Annotated in this window: 22 protein-coding genes; 10 read left to right on the forward strand and 12 right to left on the reverse strand. The window is 49.2% G+C overall.

Annotated features, from left to right (window positions below; translation table 11 throughout):
* Positions 1-109: 109 nt before the first annotated feature.
* The 8 genes from A6A26_RS15640 to A6A26_RS15675 form a co-directional block, all read right to left on the reverse strand.
* Positions 110-868 (reverse strand): EAL domain-containing protein, encoded by a 759-nt coding sequence (locus A6A26_RS15640; protein ID WP_063879584.1) that lies wholly within the window; start codon positions 866-868, stop codon positions 110-112.
* Positions 869-1,053: 185 nt separating this feature from the next.
* On the reverse strand, positions 1,054-3,150 hold the full coding sequence (locus A6A26_RS15645) for a flagellar biosynthesis protein FlhA (RefSeq protein WP_063879585.1): 2,097 nt from the start codon (positions 3,148-3,150) through the stop codon (positions 1,054-1,056).
* Positions 3,137-4,273 (reverse strand): flagellar biosynthesis protein FlhB, encoded by a 1,137-nt coding sequence (gene flhB / locus A6A26_RS15650; RefSeq protein WP_172823925.1) that lies wholly within the window; start codon positions 4,271-4,273, stop codon positions 3,137-3,139. The genes A6A26_RS15645 and flhB overlap by 14 nt, the downstream gene beginning before the upstream one ends.
* Positions 4,270-5,043: a flagellar biosynthetic protein FliR gene (locus A6A26_RS15655; protein WP_063881175.1), complete on the reverse strand. Its 774-nt coding sequence runs from the start codon at positions 5,041-5,043 to the stop codon at positions 4,270-4,272. Before A6A26_RS15655 ends, flhB begins: the two co-directional genes overlap by 4 nt.
* A gap of 5 nt (positions 5,044-5,048) precedes the next feature.
* Complete coding sequence (fliQ, locus tag A6A26_RS15660; protein ID WP_063879587.1) at positions 5,049-5,321, reverse strand: flagellar biosynthesis protein FliQ; 273 nt, start codon at positions 5,319-5,321, stop codon at positions 5,049-5,051.
* Between the two features lie 2 nt (positions 5,322-5,323).
* A complete protein-coding gene (gene fliP, locus A6A26_RS15665) occupies positions 5,324-6,076 on the reverse strand; it encodes a flagellar type III secretion system pore protein FliP (RefSeq protein ID WP_063879588.1) in 753 nt (250 codons plus the stop codon).
* Positions 6,073-6,474, reverse strand: coding sequence for a FliM/FliN family flagellar motor switch protein (locus tag A6A26_RS15670; protein WP_063879589.1), 402 nt, complete (start codon positions 6,472-6,474; stop codon positions 6,073-6,075). The genes fliP and A6A26_RS15670 overlap by 4 nt, the downstream gene beginning before the upstream one ends.
* Complete coding sequence (locus A6A26_RS15675; protein ID WP_063879590.1) at positions 6,467-7,348, reverse strand: FliM/FliN family flagellar motor C-terminal domain-containing protein; 882 nt, start codon at positions 7,346-7,348, stop codon at positions 6,467-6,469. The genes A6A26_RS15670 and A6A26_RS15675 overlap by 8 nt, the downstream gene beginning before the upstream one ends.
* Before the next feature lie 431 nt (positions 7,349-7,779).
* Here A6A26_RS15675 and A6A26_RS15680 point away from each other — a divergent pair, with 431 nt between their 5' ends.
* From A6A26_RS15680 to A6A26_RS15720, 9 genes are read left to right on the forward strand one after another with little or no spacing between them, the layout of a single operon-like run.
* Entirely contained in the window at positions 7,780-8,841 is a 1,062-nt protein-coding gene (locus A6A26_RS15680; protein ID WP_371559445.1) for a sigma-54 interaction domain-containing protein, read from the forward strand.
* A gap of 21 nt (positions 8,842-8,862) precedes the next feature.
* The gene (fliE, locus tag A6A26_RS15685; RefSeq protein ID WP_063879591.1) at positions 8,863-9,243 is read left to right on the forward strand and encodes a flagellar hook-basal body complex protein FliE; all 381 of its coding nucleotides are present in this window, start codon (positions 8,863-8,865) and stop codon (positions 9,241-9,243) included.
* Positions 9,244-9,252: 9 nt separating this feature from the next.
* A complete protein-coding gene (gene fliF / locus A6A26_RS15690) occupies positions 9,253-10,944 on the forward strand; it encodes a flagellar basal-body MS-ring/collar protein FliF (protein ID WP_063879592.1) in 1,692 nt (563 codons plus the stop codon).
* A complete protein-coding gene (locus tag A6A26_RS15695) occupies positions 10,916-11,950 on the forward strand; it encodes a flagellar motor switch protein FliG (RefSeq protein ID WP_063879593.1) in 1,035 nt (344 codons plus the stop codon). The genes fliF and A6A26_RS15695 overlap by 29 nt, the downstream gene beginning before the upstream one ends.
* 2 nt (positions 11,951-11,952) lie before the next feature.
* Complete coding sequence (fliH, locus tag A6A26_RS15700; protein WP_063879594.1) at positions 11,953-12,696, forward strand: flagellar assembly protein FliH; 744 nt, start codon at positions 11,953-11,955, stop codon at positions 12,694-12,696.
* Positions 12,689-14,008, forward strand: coding sequence for a flagellar protein export ATPase FliI (gene fliI / locus A6A26_RS15705; RefSeq protein WP_063879595.1), 1,320 nt, complete (start codon positions 12,689-12,691; stop codon positions 14,006-14,008). The genes fliH and fliI overlap by 8 nt, the downstream gene beginning before the upstream one ends.
* Positions 14,009-14,014: 6 nt before the next feature.
* Positions 14,015-14,452 (forward strand): flagellar export protein FliJ, encoded by a 438-nt coding sequence (fliJ, locus tag A6A26_RS15710; protein WP_063879596.1) that lies wholly within the window; start codon positions 14,015-14,017, stop codon positions 14,450-14,452.
* Between the two features lies 1 nt (position 14,453).
* The gene (locus tag A6A26_RS15715; RefSeq protein ID WP_253851893.1) at positions 14,454-15,860 is read left to right on the forward strand and encodes a glycosyltransferase family 2 protein; all 1,407 of its coding nucleotides are present in this window, start codon (positions 14,454-14,456) and stop codon (positions 15,858-15,860) included.
* 35 nt (positions 15,861-15,895) lie between these two features.
* On the forward strand, positions 15,896-16,843 hold the full coding sequence (locus A6A26_RS15720) for a hypothetical protein (protein WP_063879597.1): 948 nt from the start codon (positions 15,896-15,898) through the stop codon (positions 16,841-16,843).
* 9 nt (positions 16,844-16,852) lie between these two features.
* On the opposite strand, the gene A6A26_RS15725 is transcribed toward A6A26_RS15720, so the two are convergent.
* The 4 genes from A6A26_RS15725 to flgA all read right to left on the reverse strand — a co-directional run bounded on the left by A6A26_RS15725 (position 16,853) and on the right by flgA (position 19,319).
* Entirely contained in the window at positions 16,853-17,665 is an 813-nt protein-coding gene (locus tag A6A26_RS15725) for a glycosyltransferase family 25 protein (protein ID WP_082875192.1), read from the reverse strand.
* A gap of 35 nt (positions 17,666-17,700) precedes the next feature.
* The gene (locus tag A6A26_RS15730) at positions 17,701-18,138 is read right to left on the reverse strand and encodes a flagellar protein FlgN (RefSeq protein ID WP_063879598.1); all 438 of its coding nucleotides are present in this window, start codon (positions 18,136-18,138) and stop codon (positions 17,701-17,703) included.
* Positions 18,139-18,140: 2 nt separating this feature from the next.
* Positions 18,141-18,416 (reverse strand): flagellar biosynthesis anti-sigma factor FlgM, encoded by a 276-nt coding sequence (gene flgM / locus A6A26_RS15735; RefSeq protein WP_244181288.1) that lies wholly within the window; start codon positions 18,414-18,416, stop codon positions 18,141-18,143.
* A 102-nt stretch (positions 18,417-18,518) separates the two neighbouring features.
* Complete coding sequence (gene flgA, locus A6A26_RS15740) at positions 18,519-19,319, reverse strand: flagellar basal body P-ring formation chaperone FlgA (RefSeq protein WP_082875193.1); 801 nt, start codon at positions 19,317-19,319, stop codon at positions 18,519-18,521.
* Positions 19,320-19,404: 85 nt separating this feature from the next.
* Between flgA and flgB the strand changes: the two genes are divergently transcribed.
* Positions 19,405-19,755 (forward strand): hypothetical protein, encoded by a 351-nt coding sequence (flgB, locus tag A6A26_RS15745; RefSeq protein ID WP_063879600.1) that lies wholly within the window; start codon positions 19,405-19,407, stop codon positions 19,753-19,755.
* Positions 19,756-19,773: the final 18 nt, after the last annotated feature.

Genomic DNA, 19,773 nt, shown 5'->3' on the forward strand with positions numbered 1-19,773 from the left:
TTTTACGCTTATGATCAGACAATAATGTCATCTGATCCGACGCTGAGCATGACAAAATATCCCGCCCGTTACTGAAGCCAAGGCGACATATCATTACCTGATGAAAGGGTTAAACAGGCACCATGTATTCTTTTTGAAACTGCTCTTTACTGACAGGACGAGAAAAAAGAAAACCTTGCCCATATTTTACCCCACGATGAAGCATGGTAGAAATGTGAGTATAGTTCTCCACACCTTCGACAATAACATCGCAATCATAACTATCCAGATATTCGAGCATCATGAACGTGTCATTGAGGTTATTACTGGCAAGGCAACTTCTGTCCAGCTTAATATAATCAGGCTGAAAGGTGTCCAGTTTTCTTTTCAGCTTATCAAGACAGTCTATGCCATCCCAGGCAAGATTAGCACCCGCGTCCCTTAGCTGTTGAAGATTATCTATCATTGTCTGCTCAGGTTGTTCAGCGCTGTCGGTGACTTCAAATATAATCTGCTGTGGTGTTATCTGATATTGCTCCAGCAGGCCGTTCGCGCGAGCTGCAAAAGCGCTATCGTTTAACTGAACCTGAGAAACATTAAGAGTGAATATCTGCTTATCCTTTATTTCTCGCGGTTGTTCAGCAATAAATTCGAACAGCCGGACCATAATATAATCACCCATGAGTAATATGCCGCCTGTCGCTTCGAGTTGGCTGATGAAAAAATTAGGTGGAACAACATTACGGCGATGTTTTCCCCGAACCAGTACTTCGCCGCCGATACAGGCGACACGGGAAAGATCAAAAATGGGCTGGATCATAAAATCAATACCCGCATCGATTTTGTTCTTTTCGATACACTGAACCACGTAATGTGAACTTTTTTCCATGTAAGCCTCATTAAATAAATGAATATATTAAAAAACGACACAACCCCTGGCGTACTTAACCTTATGAAAATAAAAATCACACTGCCACAAGAAGAATATAGAGGATCGGCATGACAGAGAGGGCATCCGCCGGTAGCTGGCCAGAACCGCCATCAGGTCTGGCCAGGTATTTTTTGTGGAAGAGGCTATGCCACGGTGCCCACAATGTTTAAATCACTGTCATCAGGAACTTCATTATAGGAAAGCACATGTAAGCCACTCGCAAACAAGCGGCTGTAGCGTGAAATAAGCGGACGTAGCTGTGGCGTCACCAGTAACAGCGGCGGTAATCCTTTCGCTTTCATTTGTTCCTGAATCATGGGCATGGTGTTTTGAAGCTGCGTCAGTATATTAGGGTCGACAGGGAAACTGTCCAGCGCAACTTTCCCCGCCTGCTGCGACTGATTAAGTGCACTCAGCAAAATACTTTCTAAATTATTATCGAGCGTGTACGCCGATAAGTGTTTACGATCGCCATTAATGCTGTGGATGATGGCCCGACGTAGCGCATAGCGCACATCAGCAGCGAGTAAAAGGGGATCTTTCGTTACCGCTGAACTTTCCAGCAGAGTGGCGGCTATTGTCACAATATCCTTTAGCGAAACCTGCTCCAGCAATAGCTGACGGTAAACACGCAGAAGGACACTGAAGTTCAGGGCGTGGGTCAGATCCTCCGTTAATTTGGGCGCCTGCTGTGCCAGTCGCGCATGTAAGTGCGTAATGTCATCGTAGTTAAAAAGGTCAGGTAAGTATTGCCGGGCAACTTTATTGACGTGGGTAGCGACCACACTGGCGCAATCGACCACCTGATAGCCAAGATTGAGCGCATGTGCTTTTTGATTCGGATCTATCCATACAATTGCCATTCCGTAGGCGGGATCGATATCGAGCACGCCATCGATTTCGCCATATAACTCTGTGCCGGGAATCGCCATCAGTTTATCCGCATGGACTTCGCCCACCGACAGGCGAATACCATTAATATAGATGGCATATTGAGCGGGTTTGAGGCGAAAGTTTTCACGAATCCGAATCTCAGGTAACAGGATACCGCACTGTTCAGAAACGACCTGACGCACACCACGGATACGCTGTGAAAGCGGATTCCCTTTACTGCTGTCAATCAGACTCACTAACTTATAGCCCAGGTTAAGACCAATAGGTTCAACCAGGGGGATGTTTTCCCAGCCGATCTTCGTCGCACTATCGTCGTTCAGCGCGGCGTTAATCGCATCGTAATCAACGTCTTCTTGTGCCGGTTTAATCGCTTTACTTTGTCGCCAGGCGGCAAACAACAGCAGCGCGGTAAAACACAGAAACGCAACGTGGGGCATGCCGGGCACAATGGACAGAATAAACATCACAAACGCAGCGGTATAAAGCACCTGTGGCCTGGCTAAGAGCTGCGTTTTTATCTCATCGCTGATATTGTTGCCGTCACTCACCCGGGTAACAATGATGGCGGCAGCCGTTGCCAGCAGCAGGGAAGGGATCTGTGCCGCAAGACCGTCACCAATGGTGAGTAAAACATATTGCTGAAAGGCATGGCTGGCATCAAGATCGTATTTAAAAATACCGATGCAAATACCACCAATCACGTTAATGATCAGCACCATGATGCCGGCGATGGCGTCACCACGGACAAATTTAGAGGCGCCGTCCATTGAGCCATAGAAGTCCGCTTCTTTCGCGACCTCTTTACGACGGGCTTTTGCTTTTTGTTGATCAATTAATCCTGCATTCAGATCGGCATCAATCGCCATCTGCTTACCCGGCAATGCATCCAGCGTAAAACGCGCCGAGACTTCGGAAATACGTTCTGCACCTTTGGTGACAACCACAAAGTTGATGATCATCAGGATCATAAACACGACAAAACCGACGACAAAATCACCGCCGATCACGACCTGCCCAAAGGCCTCGATGACCTGACCTGCGGCACCTTCGCCTTCATGTCCATGCAGTAATACCACGCGTGTTGAAGCGACGTTAAGGGTCAAACGCATGAGCGTGGTGATCAGCAGCAGCGTCGGGAAGACCGCAAAGTCCAGAGGACGTTGCATATTGACCGCCACCAGTAAGACAATCACAGACAGCACAATATTGAAGGTAAATAAAATATCCAGCATTAAGGGTGATAAAGGCAACATCACCATTGCCAGCACGCTAAGCAGTAATATCGGAATGCCAATATTGCCTCTGCGGATTAGAGCAAGGATTTGCTGTAACTTACCGGTCGCCATGGGCTTTAAGTACCTCTTTCGGAATCGTTATTTGTTTGTTCAGATGGGGTTTGGACATCAACTGACCTGTTCGCCATGACTTCAGTTGCATGACATAAGTCAGAACATGTGCGATGGCACGAAACAGCTGGGCCGGAATCTGCTGATTAACGCGGGTAGTGTGATAAACAGCGCGCGCCAGCAGCGGAAATTCCACGACTTCCACCTCGTGCTGCTGGGCTACTTCACGGATATAAAGGGCAATATCATCCATGCCTTTTGCCACAATATAGGGGGCTTCTGCCTTGTCTGGGTCATATTTAAGTGCAACGGCAAAGTGGGTAGGGTTAGTAATAATCACATCGGCTTCAGGAACGGCACGGTTGATCTGCCCCATTGCCATCTGCCGTTGTAACTGGCGAATACGCCCTTTAACCTGAGGATTACCGTCATTATTTTTGTACTCTTCTTTAACCTCTTGCTTCGTCATGCGCATTTTTTTTGTAAACATGAATTTACTGAGCGGAACGTCTAAAAACGCGAAGACAATGATCACGGCGATAAAGTAGATCAGCACACCATGCAGAATGCCAAGCCCCTGATGAATGGCCTGATTCAGATTGAGACGCTGAAGGTGCAGCAGCGGATTCAGGGCGTTGTGTATCATGCAATAGAGCACGGCCAGAATAATGCCGCATTTCAGCAGCATTTTTCCGACGTCAACATAATGACTGGCTGAAAACATGCGTTTTAATCCGCTGATCGGATTTATTTTTTTTAAATCAGGCTTGAGTTTTTCCAGCGTAAATAACCAACCGCCCGGCACCAGACTGGCCACAATGCAGGCAACGGGAATCGGGGTGAGCGTGGCGATAAAACGCAGCAAAACCCAAACGTTAATCAACAGAAACTGACCGAGAACATCGTCGTCTTTGATCTGGCTTGCCATTGTTCCTGCTGCGGTAAATGATTCTTCAATCAGGTGTTTGTAGTAGGGGAAAAAAGCACTCAGCGTAATAAAAGAGGTCAGAAGGCCGGCAGCCATCGTCAGATCTTTGGAACGGGGAAGATCGCCTTTATTTCGCGCCTTACGTAGTTTTTGCGCGGTAGGTTTTTCGCTTTTATCACCAGACGCAGCCATCAGTCATTCCTCATGGCTTCCATTCTTGCCAGAATGTCATTGGTCAGATTGAGGTAATGATCAGGGATATTGGTGATCATCATTGAAATACACAGCAGGCCAAACAGCATGCTAATCGGAAAGCCCAGCGAAAAAAGATTAAGGGTGGGAGAGACGCGATTAAGCAGCCCGAACCCGCCCTGCACAATTAACATCACAAATGTCGTGGGAAGCGCGATCAGCGTGGCTGAAGACATGATCCAGCCCAGCCCCTGAGCAATAAACATCAATTGCGGGGAGGTAATAGCTGTTCCTATCGGCCACCAGATAAACCCTTTATATAAAATGGTGACGACCAGTAAATGCCCATCCATAACGAAAAACAGCAATCCGCAGAAGGTATAAATGATTTGGGAAATAACCGTAGTTGAGCTGCCATTAACCGGATCGTTCATCGTGGCCATACCCAATCCCATATTCATGGATAAAATATGTCCGGCGGTCTGTAACGCAACGAAAACCAACTGCAGCGACATGCCAAACAGTAAACCCCATAACAGTTGTTCACCGATTAACAGTATCGTGCGCACCGAGAGCAGTGAGCCAGGCAGAATTTTTTCCGGCAGCATCGGCGTTATCACCACGACCAGCGTCAGGGCCATCGCGATTTTTATTCGTCGGCTAAATGCACTGTTATCCAGTACCGGGCAAAAGTGGATAAATGCCATGATGCGGGTAAAAGGAAACACCAGCGCCAGTAGCGGGTCTGTCAGGGTATGAATATCAATGCTCATCGCCATCAACCTACCAGCGCCGCTGCCTGCTGAAAAAGCGTGACGGTAAAATCCACCAGTTGGGTAAGCATCCATTTTCCGCCAACGATTAACACGGTCAGCGTCACCAACAGACGGGGTAAAAAACTGAGTGTTTGTTCGTTGATTTGGGTGGTCGCCTGGAAGATGCTGACGCACAGGCCGACAATCAAGCTGGGAATAATCGCCACGGCAGAGATGATAAGCACCAGCTTGATGCCTCCCGCCATAATATCGCCGGCAATGTCCATTGTGACCATGATTAAAGCCCCTGCACGCTGGATGTCAGGGTGCCGACAATCAGCGTCCAGCCATCACACAGCACAAAAAGCATCAGCTTAAAAGGCAGGGAAACAATCAACGGCGATAACATCATCATCCCCATAGCCATCAATATACTGGCAACAATTAAATCGATGACCAGGAAGGGGATGTAAATCATAAAACCAATCTGAAAGGCGGTCTTTAACTCACTCAGCAGATAGGCAGGGGTGATAATCGTAAGATCTTGTGCTTGCGGTTCGCCTGTCACCCTGGCAATGGTCATCATTTGGGACAGGGCTTTTGTATTGGTTTGTGACAGCATAAAATTTTTAAAGGGCGTTTCTGCTTTGCTAAGCGCCTGTTTCAGGGTGATTTCATCGCGCTGAAATGGCACGATGGCATCCTGATAAACCGTCGTCCAGACTGGACGCATAATCAGTAGCGTCAGCGCCAGTGCAATACCGGTGAGAATCTTATTGGGTGGACTTTGTTGCAGGCCGAGCGCCTGCCGTAAAATAGCCAGGACGATAATGAATCGCGTAAAGCAGGTCATCATCAATACCATGAGCGGCAGCAGCCCCAGCAATGTCATCAGAATCAGGATTTCAATCTTTACGTTGTAGTCCTGACCCCCTTCAGTAACTGCGGTACTGAGCAGGGTGACATCGCCTTGTGCGGCATACAGCAACGGTGAAAAAAGCAAACCAGACAGTAGCAGCGAAAACGTGCCGGTTTTGCGCAACGGATTCATCGTGTCAGTTCGCCCAAATTGTTACTGTTGAACTCCAGGATACGCAAACCATATTTATCATTCAGCATGACGGCTTCCGCCTTGCCGAATAAAATACCATTGACTTTAATATCCAGGGCTTCGCCTGCCATTTTATCCAGTTCAATAACTGAATCATGGTTAACCGTTAGCAAATCTGCGAGTGATATTTCGACCGAAGCGACTTCCAGCGTCAGGTTAACCGGGATACGACTGAATAGCGCGATTTTGCGTAAGTCATCATTTTCATTGACGACGTCTGGTTTTTCCTGAATATCAAGCCGGATGTTACCTTCAACTGTTTTTTCGCGTGCGATGTCGCCAATGTTCAGGTCATCAAAATCCAGGGACTGGCTAAGGTCTTGTTGTGCATCACTCATGATATTTCTCGATAGTTCTGTCATTAAATTCACAAAAAAATAACTTGCCTCGGTCTTCGGCGATTTCAGCATCAAAGATTTGCTCTTTCCCAATAAAAACCGGGACAGGATCATTAATAAGGACAGGAATAATATCCCCGGGTTTTATCTTTGATAACTGAGCAATCGTTAAATTCAGGCTTGCGACCTTACCGTTTAACTTCAAAGGCATGCTGTGAAACAGTCGCTCCAGTTGTGCCTGAGTCGGTGGCGTTTGCGGCGCGACAGCCATATTTTTTTCCGGTGCGCGTATTTTGGCTAATAACTGATCAACATGGTTGTCATCGAATAACAGGGTAAAATTGCCATGTTCATAGCCCTCAAGCGTAAAAGTTACGCACCATGCCCATTGCGTCATTACCGTCGTGCTGTCACTTTTTATTGCAATGTCCTGACCAAAAATTTCGCTATCAATGAGCAGGTTGGTAAGGTCAAGGCCGATTTTTGTTTTTAAACGTCCTTCTGTCTTTGTTACGGGCTGATTAATATCTGGTGTTAAATTGTTGTTGTCTTTACCGAGCCCATAATAGTCATGAAGTATTTGCAGCAGAAGGGGGCGTTCAATATCAAAGGCAATTGAACCAAAACAGGTAGAGAAAATTTGTGTGTTTTTATAGGCTTGATCGATACTAAATGACAATGATTTTAACGCAATATTAACCCGTAGCTTCTTGAGAAAATAAATACTGATGCGTGAATCAAAGATATCAAAGTTATCATTCATCACTTTCGGTAATTTATGCCAGGGCCGACCAAGCTTACTGACATCAAGCTTCACGATGTCAGTGAGTTCCTGACGCTGGTATATTTTTATTCTTTGAGGCGCTACGTGCATACTTGTTCCGCATGAAAATGATGAGCAATGAATTACAATGCCGATGATTTGACCTGGATCAGGTTTTCCAAACCGGAATTGTTATGGGTGCTTATCCAGTATTGCTTTTCTGTCTCACTGCTTTTTGTTTTATAACAGAGGTGAATTAAACCCTTTTTTAATAAGCGGGTCAATAAACCATGAATTATTAATTCATTATACTTAAATTATTAATTACATCTTATTATAATCGTAACTTACTGATTTTAAACGATTAAAAAATTAATACCAATTAATAGCGCGACAGGTTGTTTTGCATGGATAAACTAAGGCCAATTAAAAGAAGTCTTCGGCAATCATTCTTATTCCCCTCTTTTTTTGAATTAGTGGTTGCATTATAAATGCGTTCGCTGTCCTGAGGCGATATAGGCTTTCAGGTCTGCGAAAGGTAAATGAAAAGTGATGAGTGGTGGATTGTTATGCGTTTTTTGAATGAGTGCGATGTGCGCGATGAAAACAAATTTGTGGCCAGTTCGCCAGAAAGCTTAAGTGTATTTTCATTAGCTCGCCGCGTGGCGAACTTCAATGTTGCTGTACTCATCACAGGTGAGACGGGGACGGGAAAAGAGTGCGTATCGCGTTACATTCATGAAAAAGCCTCGGGCTGTTCGGATGCACCCTATGTGGGGGTTAACTGTGCCGCAATTCCAGAAAGCATGCTGGAAGCTGTCCTGTTTGGTTATGAAAAGGGCGCTTTCACTGGGGCAGTGACGGGCGTTGCCGGTAAGTTTGAACAAGCCAATGGCGGAACATTATTGCTGGATGAAATTGGCGATATGCCGTTAGCGTTACAGGCAAAATTATTGCGTGTTTTGCAGGAGCAGGAAGTCGAACGGCTGGGAAGTAATAAACGCATCCCGTTAGATATTCGGCTAATAGCCTCCACCAATAAAGATCTTCAAAAAGAGATTGCTGAAGGGCGTTTCCGCCAGGATCTGTTTTATCGTATTTCCGTTGTGCCTATTCATATCAAACCGCTGCGTGAGCGACGTCGAGACATTATTCCTTTGGCACTCAGGTTTATTGCTAAATACAAAGATTTCCATAAAGGGAATATGCAGTTAAGCGATGAGGCGCGTCAGGTCTTACTGGAATACGACTGGCCCGGCAATGTGCGTGAGTTGGAAAATGTTATTCAACGCGGAATGATTTTAAGTAATGGTGAAGAGATCGCCGCCAGTGATCTTGGTCTTCCTTTACGCAGGTCACTGGAAAAACCCGGTCCAGACATAATGCCAGAATATCGTGAACAGCTTTCAGTGCCAGCCTCCGCAATGAGCAATGTAAAACTCCACGGCCGACTGGCTGAGTATCAGTACATTATTGAATTACTGAAGCGCCATAACGGTAATAAATCGAAAACGGCTCAGTGCTTAGGCATTACACCACGTGCATTACGTTACCGGTTGGCATCGATGCGTGAAGAAGGCATTGACGCTGAATATTACTCATAACAGGCGTAAGAGATTGAAGCATTGAACAAGATTAACACCATCGGTTTCGATATAGGGGCAAGCCAGCAGGCGATGCTGGCAAAAATGCAACAGGCTGCTGCATTGGCGTCATCAGGCATTCATCCGGCAGCACCGTCAACGGTTTTGGCCTCATCCTTTTCTGAGACGGCGGCGACGAACGCTTATTCCTTTTCGCAGGTGCTGAATCAGGCCATTGACAATGTTGACGCTGTGCAACATGCCGCCGCTGCAAAACAGCAGGCGATTGAAATGGGGCAGAGCGACGATCTGGCGGGTGCCATGATTGAAACACAAAAAGCGAGTGTTATGTTCTCAGCCATGATGCAGGTCCGTAATAAACTCACCACCGCACTCGACGAAGTCATGAATACTTCGCTGTAAGGTCTTCTCGTGCTGAATAAGTTAAAAGAAAAGTTTTCAGAATCATCACTTCCTGTGGGCCTGCTAAAACCAAAGTGGCTCATTACTGTTGGTGGTTTTTTGCTGGGGATGGCGATTGTTTTTTCCCTTTGGCGCACCAGCCATGGCTACGTGCCACTTTACGGCAGTCAGGAACGCATTCCCGTCGCCCAGGTTGTTGAGGTTCTTGGTGCGGAAGCCATTGCCTATCGCGTTAACCCCGACAATGGTCAGATTCTGATCCGGGAAAATCAGTTACCACGTGCGCGTATGGCACTGGCGGCTAAAGGTATTACGGCGGTGATGCCCGATGGCTACGAGCTGATGGATAAAGACGAGATGCTCGGCAGCAGCCAGTTTGTTCAGAATGTCCGTTATAAACGCAGCCTGGAAGGTGAACTGGCACGTAGCATTATGGCGCTTGATCCGGTTGAATCAGCGCGGGTTCATATGGGGCTGAGTGAATCGAGTTCATTTGTGTTAACCCATAAGCCGCAAAGCAGTGCCTCCGTCGTACTGCAATTACACTATGGAAAACAGCTTGATGAGCAACAGGTGGCGGCTATCGTGCAACTGGTCGCTGGCTCGGTGCCCGGTATGCAAGCCAGCAGCGTTCGTGTTGTCGATCAGGCAGGGAATCTGCTGTCTGACAATGGTCCGCAGGGCGCCAGTAACGTTGCCAGTCTGCGCCAGGCACGGGATGTGACTGGGCGAATTAAACAAGAAACGACGGCCAATATTGCTAAGTTGCTTAATCCACTTTTTGGCAGTGAAAACTACAGTATTAGCGTGACGCCCACCGTCGATATGAGCAGTGTAGAAGAGACACAAGAACGCCTGGGTTCAGAGCCAAAAGTCAGCGACGAAAATATCTCTCAGGAGAACAGCACCAACGAACTGGCGATTGGCATCCCGGGTTCGTTAAGCAATCGACCCGTTAACCCGTCACCTGCGCCAGCCCAGCAGACCGTGCCAGCAGCGCCCCAGACCGGGGAACAATCTCAGCAGCAACCGCAGAACAACGACCCACGTTCACTTTCCAGCCGTAGCCAGCAACAACGCAAGTATGCGTTTGACCGTGATATCCGCCATATCCGTCATCCAGGTTACAAGCTGGAAAAACTTCGCGTCGCGGTGGCGCTGAACGAAAACGCAGAGGCCTTAGCAAAAATGACGCCAGAGCAACTCAGCACGCTGACACGTCTGGTTGAGGAGGCTGCAGGCATCGAAAAGGCCCGAGGAGACTCGCTGACCCTTAACAAGATGGCGTTTGTTCACCTGGCGACCGATGTAGTGCCGGAACTGCAATGGTGGCAGGACCCGTCAATTCAGTACTGGGGACAAAATGGCGGTATTGGCATCCTGGCACTGCTCACCCTGATATTTGGCGTGCGCCCCCTGGCACAACGCTTTGGCCGAAATGACCTTATCGAAAACCAGGAGAAAGACGTCATCGTTCCAGATACAGCGCCAGCAAAAGAACTGATCGCCACTGACGCGGGCCTTCAGGGTCTGCCCGGGGCCGCATTCAATAAGGATACCGAGCTGCCACCGCAAAGTTCCGGCCTGGAAACCAAAGTGGAATATCTGCAAATGTTGGCAGAGAAAGAAACTGAACGTGTTGCTGAAGTGCTGAAACAATGGGTTAACAGTAATGAGCGAACTACTAATAAACAAGAATAGTAAAAGCAGTGTTAAAACGGGAAGGAACCGCCTGGAACAGGCCGCCATTTTATTGCTCAGTGTGGGGGAAGAAGCCGCTGCCAGAGTAATGCAAAAGATGAATCGGGATGAGGTTCTGTTGCTGAGTGACACGATGGCACGCTTGCATGGCATTAAGGTCGATCATGCTCGCAATGCAATGAATAACTTTTTTGATGATTACCGTGAGCAGAGTGGCATCAATGGGGCATCGCGTACTTACTTACGCGGCATTCTTGAAAAAGCGCTTGGGGGTGAAATTGCCAGCAGCGTGATAAACGGTATTTACGGTGACGAAATACGTCATCGCATGGCGCGCTTGCAATGGGTAGATGTCCCCCAACTGGCCGCACTGATTGAGCAGGAACATTTGCAAATGCAGGCGGTATTTCTTGCCTTCCTGCCGCCGGATGTGGCTGCCTGCGTACTCAGCGTGCTGCCTCAGGAACGTCAGGATGAGATCGTCTGGCGCATTGCCCGCCTTGATGACATTAACCGTGATGTTATCGATGAACTCGACCGCCTGATTGAACGCGGTGTCGCCGTTCTTTCTGAACATGGTTCTAAAGTTCTCGGCATCAAACATGCGGCTAACATCGTTAACCGTATTCCGACTAATCAGCAGCAACTGCTGGATCAGCTGCGGGAACGGGATGCCGAAGTGGTGGATGAACTGGAAGAAGAGATGTACGAATTCTTTATCCTCAGCCGCCAGACACCGGCAACCCTGCAACGCCTGATGGAAGAGATTCCGATTGAGGAATGGGCTGTGGCATTAAAAGGCACCGAGCCGGTTCTGCGTCAGACCATCTTCAACGTCATGCCGAAACGTCAGGTGGCACTGTTGCAATCCACAACGGCGCGAATGGGGCCCGTACCTGTAAGCCGAATCGAACAGATTCGTAAAGATATTATGATGACCGTACGACAACTGGCGGAAGAAGGGGAAATCCAGGTACAGCTGTTTGCAGAAAAGACAATGGAGTAACCATGTTTAAAAAGCACAGTTTACCCTTGAGTGCACTCACTGACAGTCGTGATGCCGTTGTTAAACCGCGCCTGCATAAATTCCCGCCATTGCGTAAACGCCGGCAGGCATCAGAGAGTGATGTGTTATCGCCTGAAGAAGGCAGTGCCGCCGTCCACGCGCAGTTGAAGCATGGCTTTGAAGAGGGCATGAATCGTGGTTTCGCGCAAGGCATGGAGGAGGGCAAAGAAGAAGGCTATCAGGAAGGCGTTCGCCTTGGTGTTGAAGAAGGGTTGCGTAAGGGACTGGCAGAGGGAAAAGTTCAGGCCCGCCAGCAGTTTCTGGAAGCGGCCCAGCCGCTGGACAATCTTATTCATAGTGTCTCGTCGTTTATGGCCAGTTACGAACAGCGCCGTCGGGAAGAACTGCTGCAACTGGTAGAAAAAGTCACCCGCCAGGTCATCCGTTGTGAATTAACGCTGCAACCCACGCAGATTTTGACGCTTGTCGAAGAAGCCCTTGCAGCATTACCGCAGCGACCAGAACAGATCAAAGTGCTGCTCAGTAGCGATGAATATCGTCGTATTAGCGAAGCTGAACCGGAAAAAACCGCCCAGTGGGGGCTGATGGCCGAGCCGACGCTTGCCCCAGGTGAGTGCCGGGTCATCACTGACACGACAGAAATGGACGTCGGCTGCCAGCATCGTCTGGACCAGTGCATGGACGTGCTGAAAGAAAACTTATTACCGGACACCCATGATGAGTGATAACGCGTTCGAACAGGCTTTACGCTCTATCGATAAGATCCATCTCGCCAGAGTGGCAGGACGCCTGGTCCGGGTGGCCGGCATTTTACTGGAGTGCGTCGGATGTCGTCTGGCGGTTGGACAGTTCTGCCAGATTGAAGGCATTGATGGCCAACTGATTGATGCGCAGGTGGTGGGTTTCGATCGTGATGTCACCTTCCTGATGCCTTTTAAACACACTTCCGGACTCATTGCCGGTGCACGTGTCTTTCCTCTCGACAAGCAGCAGGGGGTTCTGATTGGTGACCAGTGGTTGGGCCGGGTGGTCAACGGTATTGGCGAACCGATTGACGATAAAGGCAAACTGTCAGGCGATAGCGTGCTTCCTCAACAGGTGACACAAGTGCACCCCTTGCGTCGGCAGCCCGTCGTGGCGCCGCTGGATGTTGGCGTTCGGGCCATTAACGGTTTGCTCACCATCGGTAAAGGCCAACGCGTTGGCCTGATGGCAGGCAGCGGTGTGGGCAAAAGCGTGCTGCTTGGCATGCTTACCCGTTATACCCAGGCGGAAGTGGTCGTGGTCGGATTAATTGGTGAACGTGGGCGTGAAGTCAAAGAGTTTATTGAACACTCACTGGGGGAAATCGGGCGTCGTAAGTCGGTTATTGTGGCGGCACCCGCCGATGAATCCCCGCTGATGCGAATCAAAGCCACCGAGCTGTGCCACACCATTGCCAGCTATTATCGTGACAAAGGCAAAGATGTTTTGTTACTGGTGGACTCCCTGACCCGTTATGCCATGGCACAACGTGAAATCGCACTGTCACTGGGCGAGCCGCCAGCCACTAAAGGTTATCCACCCTCGGCATTTGGTCTGATCCCCCGCCTGGTAGAAAGCGCCGGAAACAGCGAAAGCAGCGGCTCCATGACCGCGATCTATACCGTGCTGGCTGAAGGCGATGATCAGCAGGACCCCATTGTGGATTGTGCTCGGGCGGTACTGGATGGACACATTGTATTATCGCGTCATCTTGCAGAGGCTGGGCACTATCCGGCCATCGATATCGGACAGTCCATCAGCCGGTGTATGAGCCAGGTCACGGATATCTCACATCAGCGTAACGCGCGTACGCTCAAGCAACTCTACGCAGAGTATCAAAATATTAAGCCTCTAATTCCCTTGGGTGGTTATGTCGCCGGCGCAGATCCAATGGCAGACAAAGCCGTCAATCTCGCTCCCGCGATTGCCCGTTTTTTACAGCAGGAGGTGCAGGATGCGGCATCGCTGGAGAAAACCCTTTCTGACTTAGACATGCTGGCGAAAGCAGGATAATTCATCATGAGCAAACTGATACACACACTTGAACAACTTCACCTTCTGCGCCATCGCGCGGTGAACGACCTTACCCGTAAACTTGCCAGTCAGCAGCGACTATGCCAGCGCCTGGAAAACAACATTCACGCTTTATCCGGGCTAAAGCAGAGCGTGCAGTCCAGCCAGGAAAACGCGGTGATGTTGAGCAATCAGTCGGTGTATAAACGCAATCTGCAACGTGTTATCGACTGGCAAAAGCAGGAGCAGGCGCTGGCGAACGTCGAAGCACAAAAAATACAGCGCCATTTACTGGCTGAGTTTCGACGGGAAAAGAGCATTGAACACGTCATGGATGCACGAAGGAAAACGCTCAGGCAGGCCCAGGATCAACGTGAGCAAAAAACCACGGATGCGCTGTCGACGCAGAGTTGGTTGAGACAACAGACATCACGGCAGAAATAAGATGGCTGAAACACCAACCCTGATGCGGTCACTGATTAACCGCCGACAGCAAAAAAGAAACAGCGAATTACCCTTTGTCAGTGTGGTATGCCCTACCTGGAATCGTCGGGCCTTTTTACCTTATCTTCTGTATATCTATCAGTATCAGGATTATCCCGCGCTCAAACGCGAACTGATTATTCTGGATGATTCTGCTGAAAGTAATGAAGATCTGATCGCGATGCTGGTCGATCACACCTGTCAACATGTGCGCTATGTCCACAGCCCGGTTCGGCTGGATTTGGGTAAAAAGCGCAACATGCTCAATGATATGGCCCGTGGTGAATACATTATCTGTTTTGATGATGATGACTATTATCCCCCCAGCAAAATCAGCCACCAGGTGGCGTCGATGCAGCGTAATAACGCGCGTTTCTCAGGCTGCGATACGATTTATATCTGGTACAGCCATCTTGATAAAATCTACCGCACCGTTTCTTTTGGTGAACGGCACGCGTTGAACGGCACCTTTGGTTATCACCGAAATTACCTAAGGAACCATCGCTATAACGACAGTGCCACGCTGGCTGAAGAGCAGGCATTTCTGAATAATTTCACCACACCTGTGCAGCAAATTGATCCCAAAGAGGCCATTCTGTGCATCTCTCACAGCGCCAATACTTACGATAAGGACTTTGTGCTGGGGTCGTCACAACCGGTGAATTTAACGCTGGAAGACTTCGTGACCGACCGTAATTTGCTTAATCACTATCGACGTCTGGGACAGGCGCCACTCAGCACCGTGGTCGCCTGGCAAACCTTTGACAAAATCGCGGTGCTTTATGACGCCACGCAGCCTGAAGCACTGCAGCAGCAGCGGCAGAAACTGACCTTGCTTGGGGTTGATCCGCAGCAGATAGTGCCGTTTGCAAAACGCCGCGCCGCTGACGCCAGCACAGCAGAACTGGCAAACCACTGTGAGGTATTAACGCATGCGCTGCATCACCACTGGACAAGCGTACTGCTGCTGGACGCGGCGGTACGCTATGTCCATAAAGAACGATCGCTCAAGACGCTTAACCATCTGTTAGTCCGTTTGCCGCATATTCACTGGCAGGTAACCTTGCTGGGTGGCCGCTATCATCGGGTTGTCCCCCTCAACGCGTTGCCTGGCGTGTCACGGATTACTGATGGTGACTGCGGTTGCGCCTATGCCGTTAATGGCAACTATATCCCAACGCTTCTTGCCCATTACCAGCGGGCAATTCAGCAGGGGAATTCACTGAATGCCTGTTGGACCGAGCAAATGCGGGACCATTGCTGGCTTGGTCTGCAGCCAGGTTTCGCTTTTTTATCTGAAATAACCGATCCCATTAATGGCGCGGTTGTCGACTGTACTCACTGGTTTTTCCGAAAAAAAGCTCACTAATCAGTGCCGCTTAACGGGCGGCCGGAGTATTACAAATGGAATTAATTGAAAACTATCGTCCAGAATATGTTGTTCGCTTCGATGCCATGCCAGCGCCCTGTTGTTGTCCCTCTTGCCAGGCATCAGAGCAGGATGACTGGCCGAGAGTCAGCATTAAACTTAAAAATCAGCAGCGGCAAAGCCTCAATGCAGGATGCGAAACTGCCGCAACGGAAATCCTGTTAAATCCTCAGGCCTTTATCCTGCATACCACCCAGACCCCATGTCAGGATCGTCGCGAACTGACGCAATGGGATGAAAATTTAAATCAACAGTGCATCAATCTGGCAGTGCACCCGGCATTAGCCTTAGAAACCAGTTTGTATGCGATTGGCGTGCTGCTTAGTAAAACCCAGCATCACCAGAGCAACGGGCAGCATGACGTGCAACTGCTGGACACGATGGGGGAGCAACTATCACAACTTGCGGATAACGGCATTCTTGAGCAGCAACATGGGATGTTGCCGTCAATCGAAAGTAATCGCATCGATGCCCTGGCACAGATGGGGGCGCTTCGTTTAAACCTTAATCTACCCGCGACCCAAAAAATGAGTATGATGCTTAAACTCAGCGAACTGGCCGTTATGTCACCTTCAGCATTGCAACAACGATTACGAACGCTGGAAACCCTTGCTGCCAGCAACACATTCTTTAGCGAACATCCCCACATCTTACGCAATCTGTTGATTTATCGTCTCTATGGTGAGGTCTTTCCCTGTGGATGTGGGCAACATTATGGTCATGCATTTCTGTTACTCACTCGCCAGATATTTGAATTAAAAATGTTGTGCGCGCTGTGGCTGGAAGATCATAACCGGTTGATGCCGCGCGATCTGGTAATCCTGGCCAGCGCCTGGTTTAGCTGGCAGCAGCATAAAACCCCAGAGGCTGACAGTGAAGACAGTGCGGATTATATGTTGCTGTGTGGATTGTCATTGATTTAAGCAACGGCGTTAACAAATAGCCTCCAGTGATTTATAAAACAGGGGGCGATAATCGACATGCCGTTGCTCAATATCACTTCTGTCAGCCTGTTGGAACCCTGCACAAGGGTAAAGGCCAAGCCAGCAATCTTTTGCCATTAACTGCCACCAGTGTACATCCAGAGCATAGCGTTGTGGCTGGCCACCCTGTTCCAGAAACCGCAGACTCTGGCGTAAATTTTCCAGCAGTTGCGAAAAATAATGCTGTTTAACCCAATATGCACACGCACACCATGCCCGATTAACGCGCAGCAGGTAATCGACACTTTTCAAAGGGGTAACATGTTGATAGTTGGCTGCAAGAAACGCCACGTCCCAGTGGACATTCCCCAGGCTTTGCAGCCAGAGATTGAGACGCGTCAGGCTGGGGGCATCATGGGTAAATTCAAAATCATCCTCAAGAATCAGAACATCTTCCCAACCCTGGGCGATCGCCATTTCCAGTACCGCAATATGTGATTTTACACATCCCACCGAACCGGGGCTGGCCTGTATAGCGTCAAAGCGTAAGACCTTCTCTTTAGGTGCCTTCAGTTCTCTCAGATGACGTTTCATGCGGAAATTACGATCGCGCCGGTGCGGCAGATTAATATAGATCACCTGAGAAAAGGTCGCCCAGTCAATAAATTGCATAGTATGTTGTATCGAATAAATGTGCGGATAACGTTCGCCGGACAGGAGAATCTGTGCTGACGTCTCCCCGGTAAACAGAAAATGAAAAGGACGTTTTAAGCGGCTTATCAGTAAAAGGCGGGTAAAACGCGCGGCCCAATGATGCGACACTGGCGCCCGGTATGTCAGCTGTACCTGGATCGGGCTTAAACCTGCTGATAAAGCCAGTTCTCGGGTTCACCTACGTTAACCAGTTTCTGGAGTATGTCCTGCTGCATACTGACAACAAGACCATTACCGTCATTCAGGGCCTGGCATTCTGTCGCCACGCTTTCCAGCGACTGCCAGAGTGGGTCAAGTTGAGCCTGGTGCCTGGCAGGCAGGCGGGAAAACAACAGGCGCAAGCCTTTGGAGCTTGCAGGAATACCCAACTGGGTCAGCAACTGGTAACGCTGCTGGCTGTTGTGGGCGAGTTGCTCATAAAGCGCAAAAATTTGCGGATTCAGCCGGTCCAGTTCAGCAACATCGCGGGCAATCAGCGCCTGACGTTGCTCCCTGAGCAGGGCTTTAAGCTGGCCATAGGTTTGATTATCTTCAACCATATCCTGCACCAGCTGTTTTACGCACTGTGTGGCGTTACTCATGGTTACCTCTGATGATATTGCTCGATGGCGTGGGCCAATGCATCCAGGTCAATGCTAATTTGCCCATTGGCAATGGCGTCTTTAACAGCAGCCACCTGCGCCATATCCACCTCTGGTAAAGCAGAGAGTTTAGTTTGAGCCTCTCCGATCACCGGATCGATTGCGGCAGAACGGCTAATTTTCATGTCTTCACGACCTGCGCTGCGAGAAGGCGTGGTAGCGTTGGCCTGATTGATCGCGCGGGTCATTGCATATTGGGTCGATGTTATTTTCATCATGTAGCTCCATGTTCAGGTCTGTCATGCACATCTCAAAGCGGAAGCTGGACTTCCGTTTGCCTTACCTGCTCAAAGCGACGTTTGAGGGCGTCAACTTAAACGTCAGCCACCTGTTTTTTCACGCGAGGCAGCCTGCGTGGTTCTGACCATCCCCATACCGATCACGATGGCGTTCACTTCACGCTCGCTGTTTTCATTTTTTATTTTAATCATTTCGCCTTTACGTCCTTTTTTGATGGCAATCCCGGTGGTGCGGGCTTCAACGCCATCCTGTTCAGCAATCATCGTTACCCGCTGGCCGCGCTCAACGAGTACCGGAGAATCGAACAGGTTCGGGGTTAACACCTGCATTTCACGCACCCGGCGCTTCAGTGTAAGCCCGGTTATATCGTCAGGATGGGTCAGGTAACCACTGCGCACTTGAGTGATATTGAATTTTTTCTGGGTGACGTCGGCAGGGCCAACAATATGCCCACGTTCAAGGGTGTTTTTGGCCACAAGTACCGGCATATAGATATCGGGTTTTACCGTGACAGGCACCGCCCAACCTTTGCCGCTTTCACAGCGAACGTCATAGCGCAGCCGGCGTAGGTCAGGCCGCTCACTTCCAGAAAGCGTGGCCTTAAGTGGCGTAACGCAAGGCGGAAGTTGGGAAGCTTCAGCGGGGATAAACAGGTTTAATTTGGCCTGATAACGCTGCCAGCGCTGCTGATTAGCCTCATTCCGAATCGCCTCTGCTGCCATTTGCCGCACATGCACAGAGACTTGTTTATAGGCGCTAACCGACTGGGCAGAAGCAGGTGGCACCGCCAGGCAAAAAACGCTGAGTATTACGATGACTTCCTTGCGGAAAAAACACTTCCTCTCTTCGACGAACTTCCTACAAAAAACTATATAATTCATGATGTTAATAACCTGGCACGATAGTTGCTTATTAGTTGGGGCAGCACAGGCTATCGCAGCGGTCATTATCACGAAGGAGTGAGTTGTGAGTATTAGTTTTGAAAAGGCTTTGGGCGTTCATCCGCAAGCTGTAGCACTTCGACTTTCCAGGGCGGAACTGCTTTCAGCAAACCTGGCTAACGTTGATACGCCGCATTTCCAGGCTAAAGATATTGATTTTGCCGCGGAGATGCAACGTTCACAACAGGGTTATTTCCCAGGCACCTCGGCGCAAGAGAGGTATCGCGTGCCCTGGCAACCCGCTTCGGACGGTAATACGGTTGCGCTTGATGTGGAGCAGGCTGAATTTGCAAAAAATGTTCAGGACTATCAGATGAGCCTGGCTTTTTTGAACATGAAATTTACCGGTCTGAAGCAGGCTATAGAAGGTAAGTAATTAATTCAGGTGACGAGA

Origin of the sequence: Pantoea sp. OXWO6B1 (assembly GCF_001641135.1) — a bacterium.
GTDB lineage: Bacteria > Pseudomonadota > Gammaproteobacteria > Enterobacterales > Enterobacteriaceae > Pantoea > Pantoea allii.

Bases quoted from the DNA above. Each gene is read 5' to 3' on its own strand.
- A6A26_RS15645 (WP_063879585.1), bottom strand. From the start codon at position 3,150: ATGGCGACCGGTAAGTTACAGCAAATCCTTGCTCTAATCCGCAGAGGC.
- fliP (WP_063879588.1), bottom strand. From the start codon at position 6,076: ATGAATCCGTTGCGCAAAACCGGCACGTTTTCGCTGCTACTGTCTGGT.
- fliQ (WP_063879587.1), bottom strand. From the start codon at position 5,321: ATGGTCACAATGGACATTGCCGGCGATATTATGGCGGGAGGCATCAAG.
- fliI (WP_063879595.1), top strand. From the start codon at position 12,689: ATGAGTGATAACGCGTTCGAACAGGCTTTACGCTCTATCGATAAGATC.
- A6A26_RS15680 (WP_371559445.1), top strand. From the start codon at position 7,780: ATGAAAAGTGATGAGTGGTGGATTGTTATGCGTTTTTTGAATGAGTGC.
- flgM (WP_244181288.1), bottom strand. From the start codon at position 18,416: ATGATGAAAATAACATCGACCCAATATGCAATGACCCGCGCGATCAAT.
- A6A26_RS15640 (WP_063879584.1), bottom strand. From the start codon at position 868: ATGGAAAAAAGTTCACATTACGTGGTTCAGTGTATCGAAAAGAACAAA.
- flgA (WP_082875193.1), bottom strand. From the start codon at position 19,319: ATGAATTATATAGTTTTTTGTAGGAAGTTCGTCGAAGAGAGGAAGTGT.
- A6A26_RS15730 (WP_063879598.1), bottom strand. From the start codon at position 18,138: ATGAGTAACGCCACACAGTGCGTAAAACAGCTGGTGCAGGATATGGTT.
- A6A26_RS15695 (WP_063879593.1), top strand. From the start codon at position 10,916: ATGAGCGAACTACTAATAAACAAGAATAGTAAAAGCAGTGTTAAAACG.
- A6A26_RS15670 (WP_063879589.1), bottom strand. From the start codon at position 6,474: ATGAGTGATGCACAACAAGACCTTAGCCAGTCCCTGGATTTTGATGAC.
- A6A26_RS15655 (WP_063881175.1), bottom strand. From the start codon at position 5,043: ATGAGCATTGATATTCATACCCTGACAGACCCGCTACTGGCGCTGGTG.
- A6A26_RS15720 (WP_063879597.1), top strand. From the start codon at position 15,896: ATGGAATTAATTGAAAACTATCGTCCAGAATATGTTGTTCGCTTCGAT.
- fliH (WP_063879594.1), top strand. From the start codon at position 11,953: ATGTTTAAAAAGCACAGTTTACCCTTGAGTGCACTCACTGACAGTCGT.
- A6A26_RS15715 (WP_253851893.1), top strand. From the start codon at position 14,454: ATGGCTGAAACACCAACCCTGATGCGGTCACTGATTAACCGCCGACAG.
- A6A26_RS15675 (WP_063879590.1), bottom strand. From the start codon at position 7,348: ATGCACGTAGCGCCTCAAAGAATAAAAATATACCAGCGTCAGGAACTC.
- fliJ (WP_063879596.1), top strand. From the start codon at position 14,015: ATGAGCAAACTGATACACACACTTGAACAACTTCACCTTCTGCGCCAT.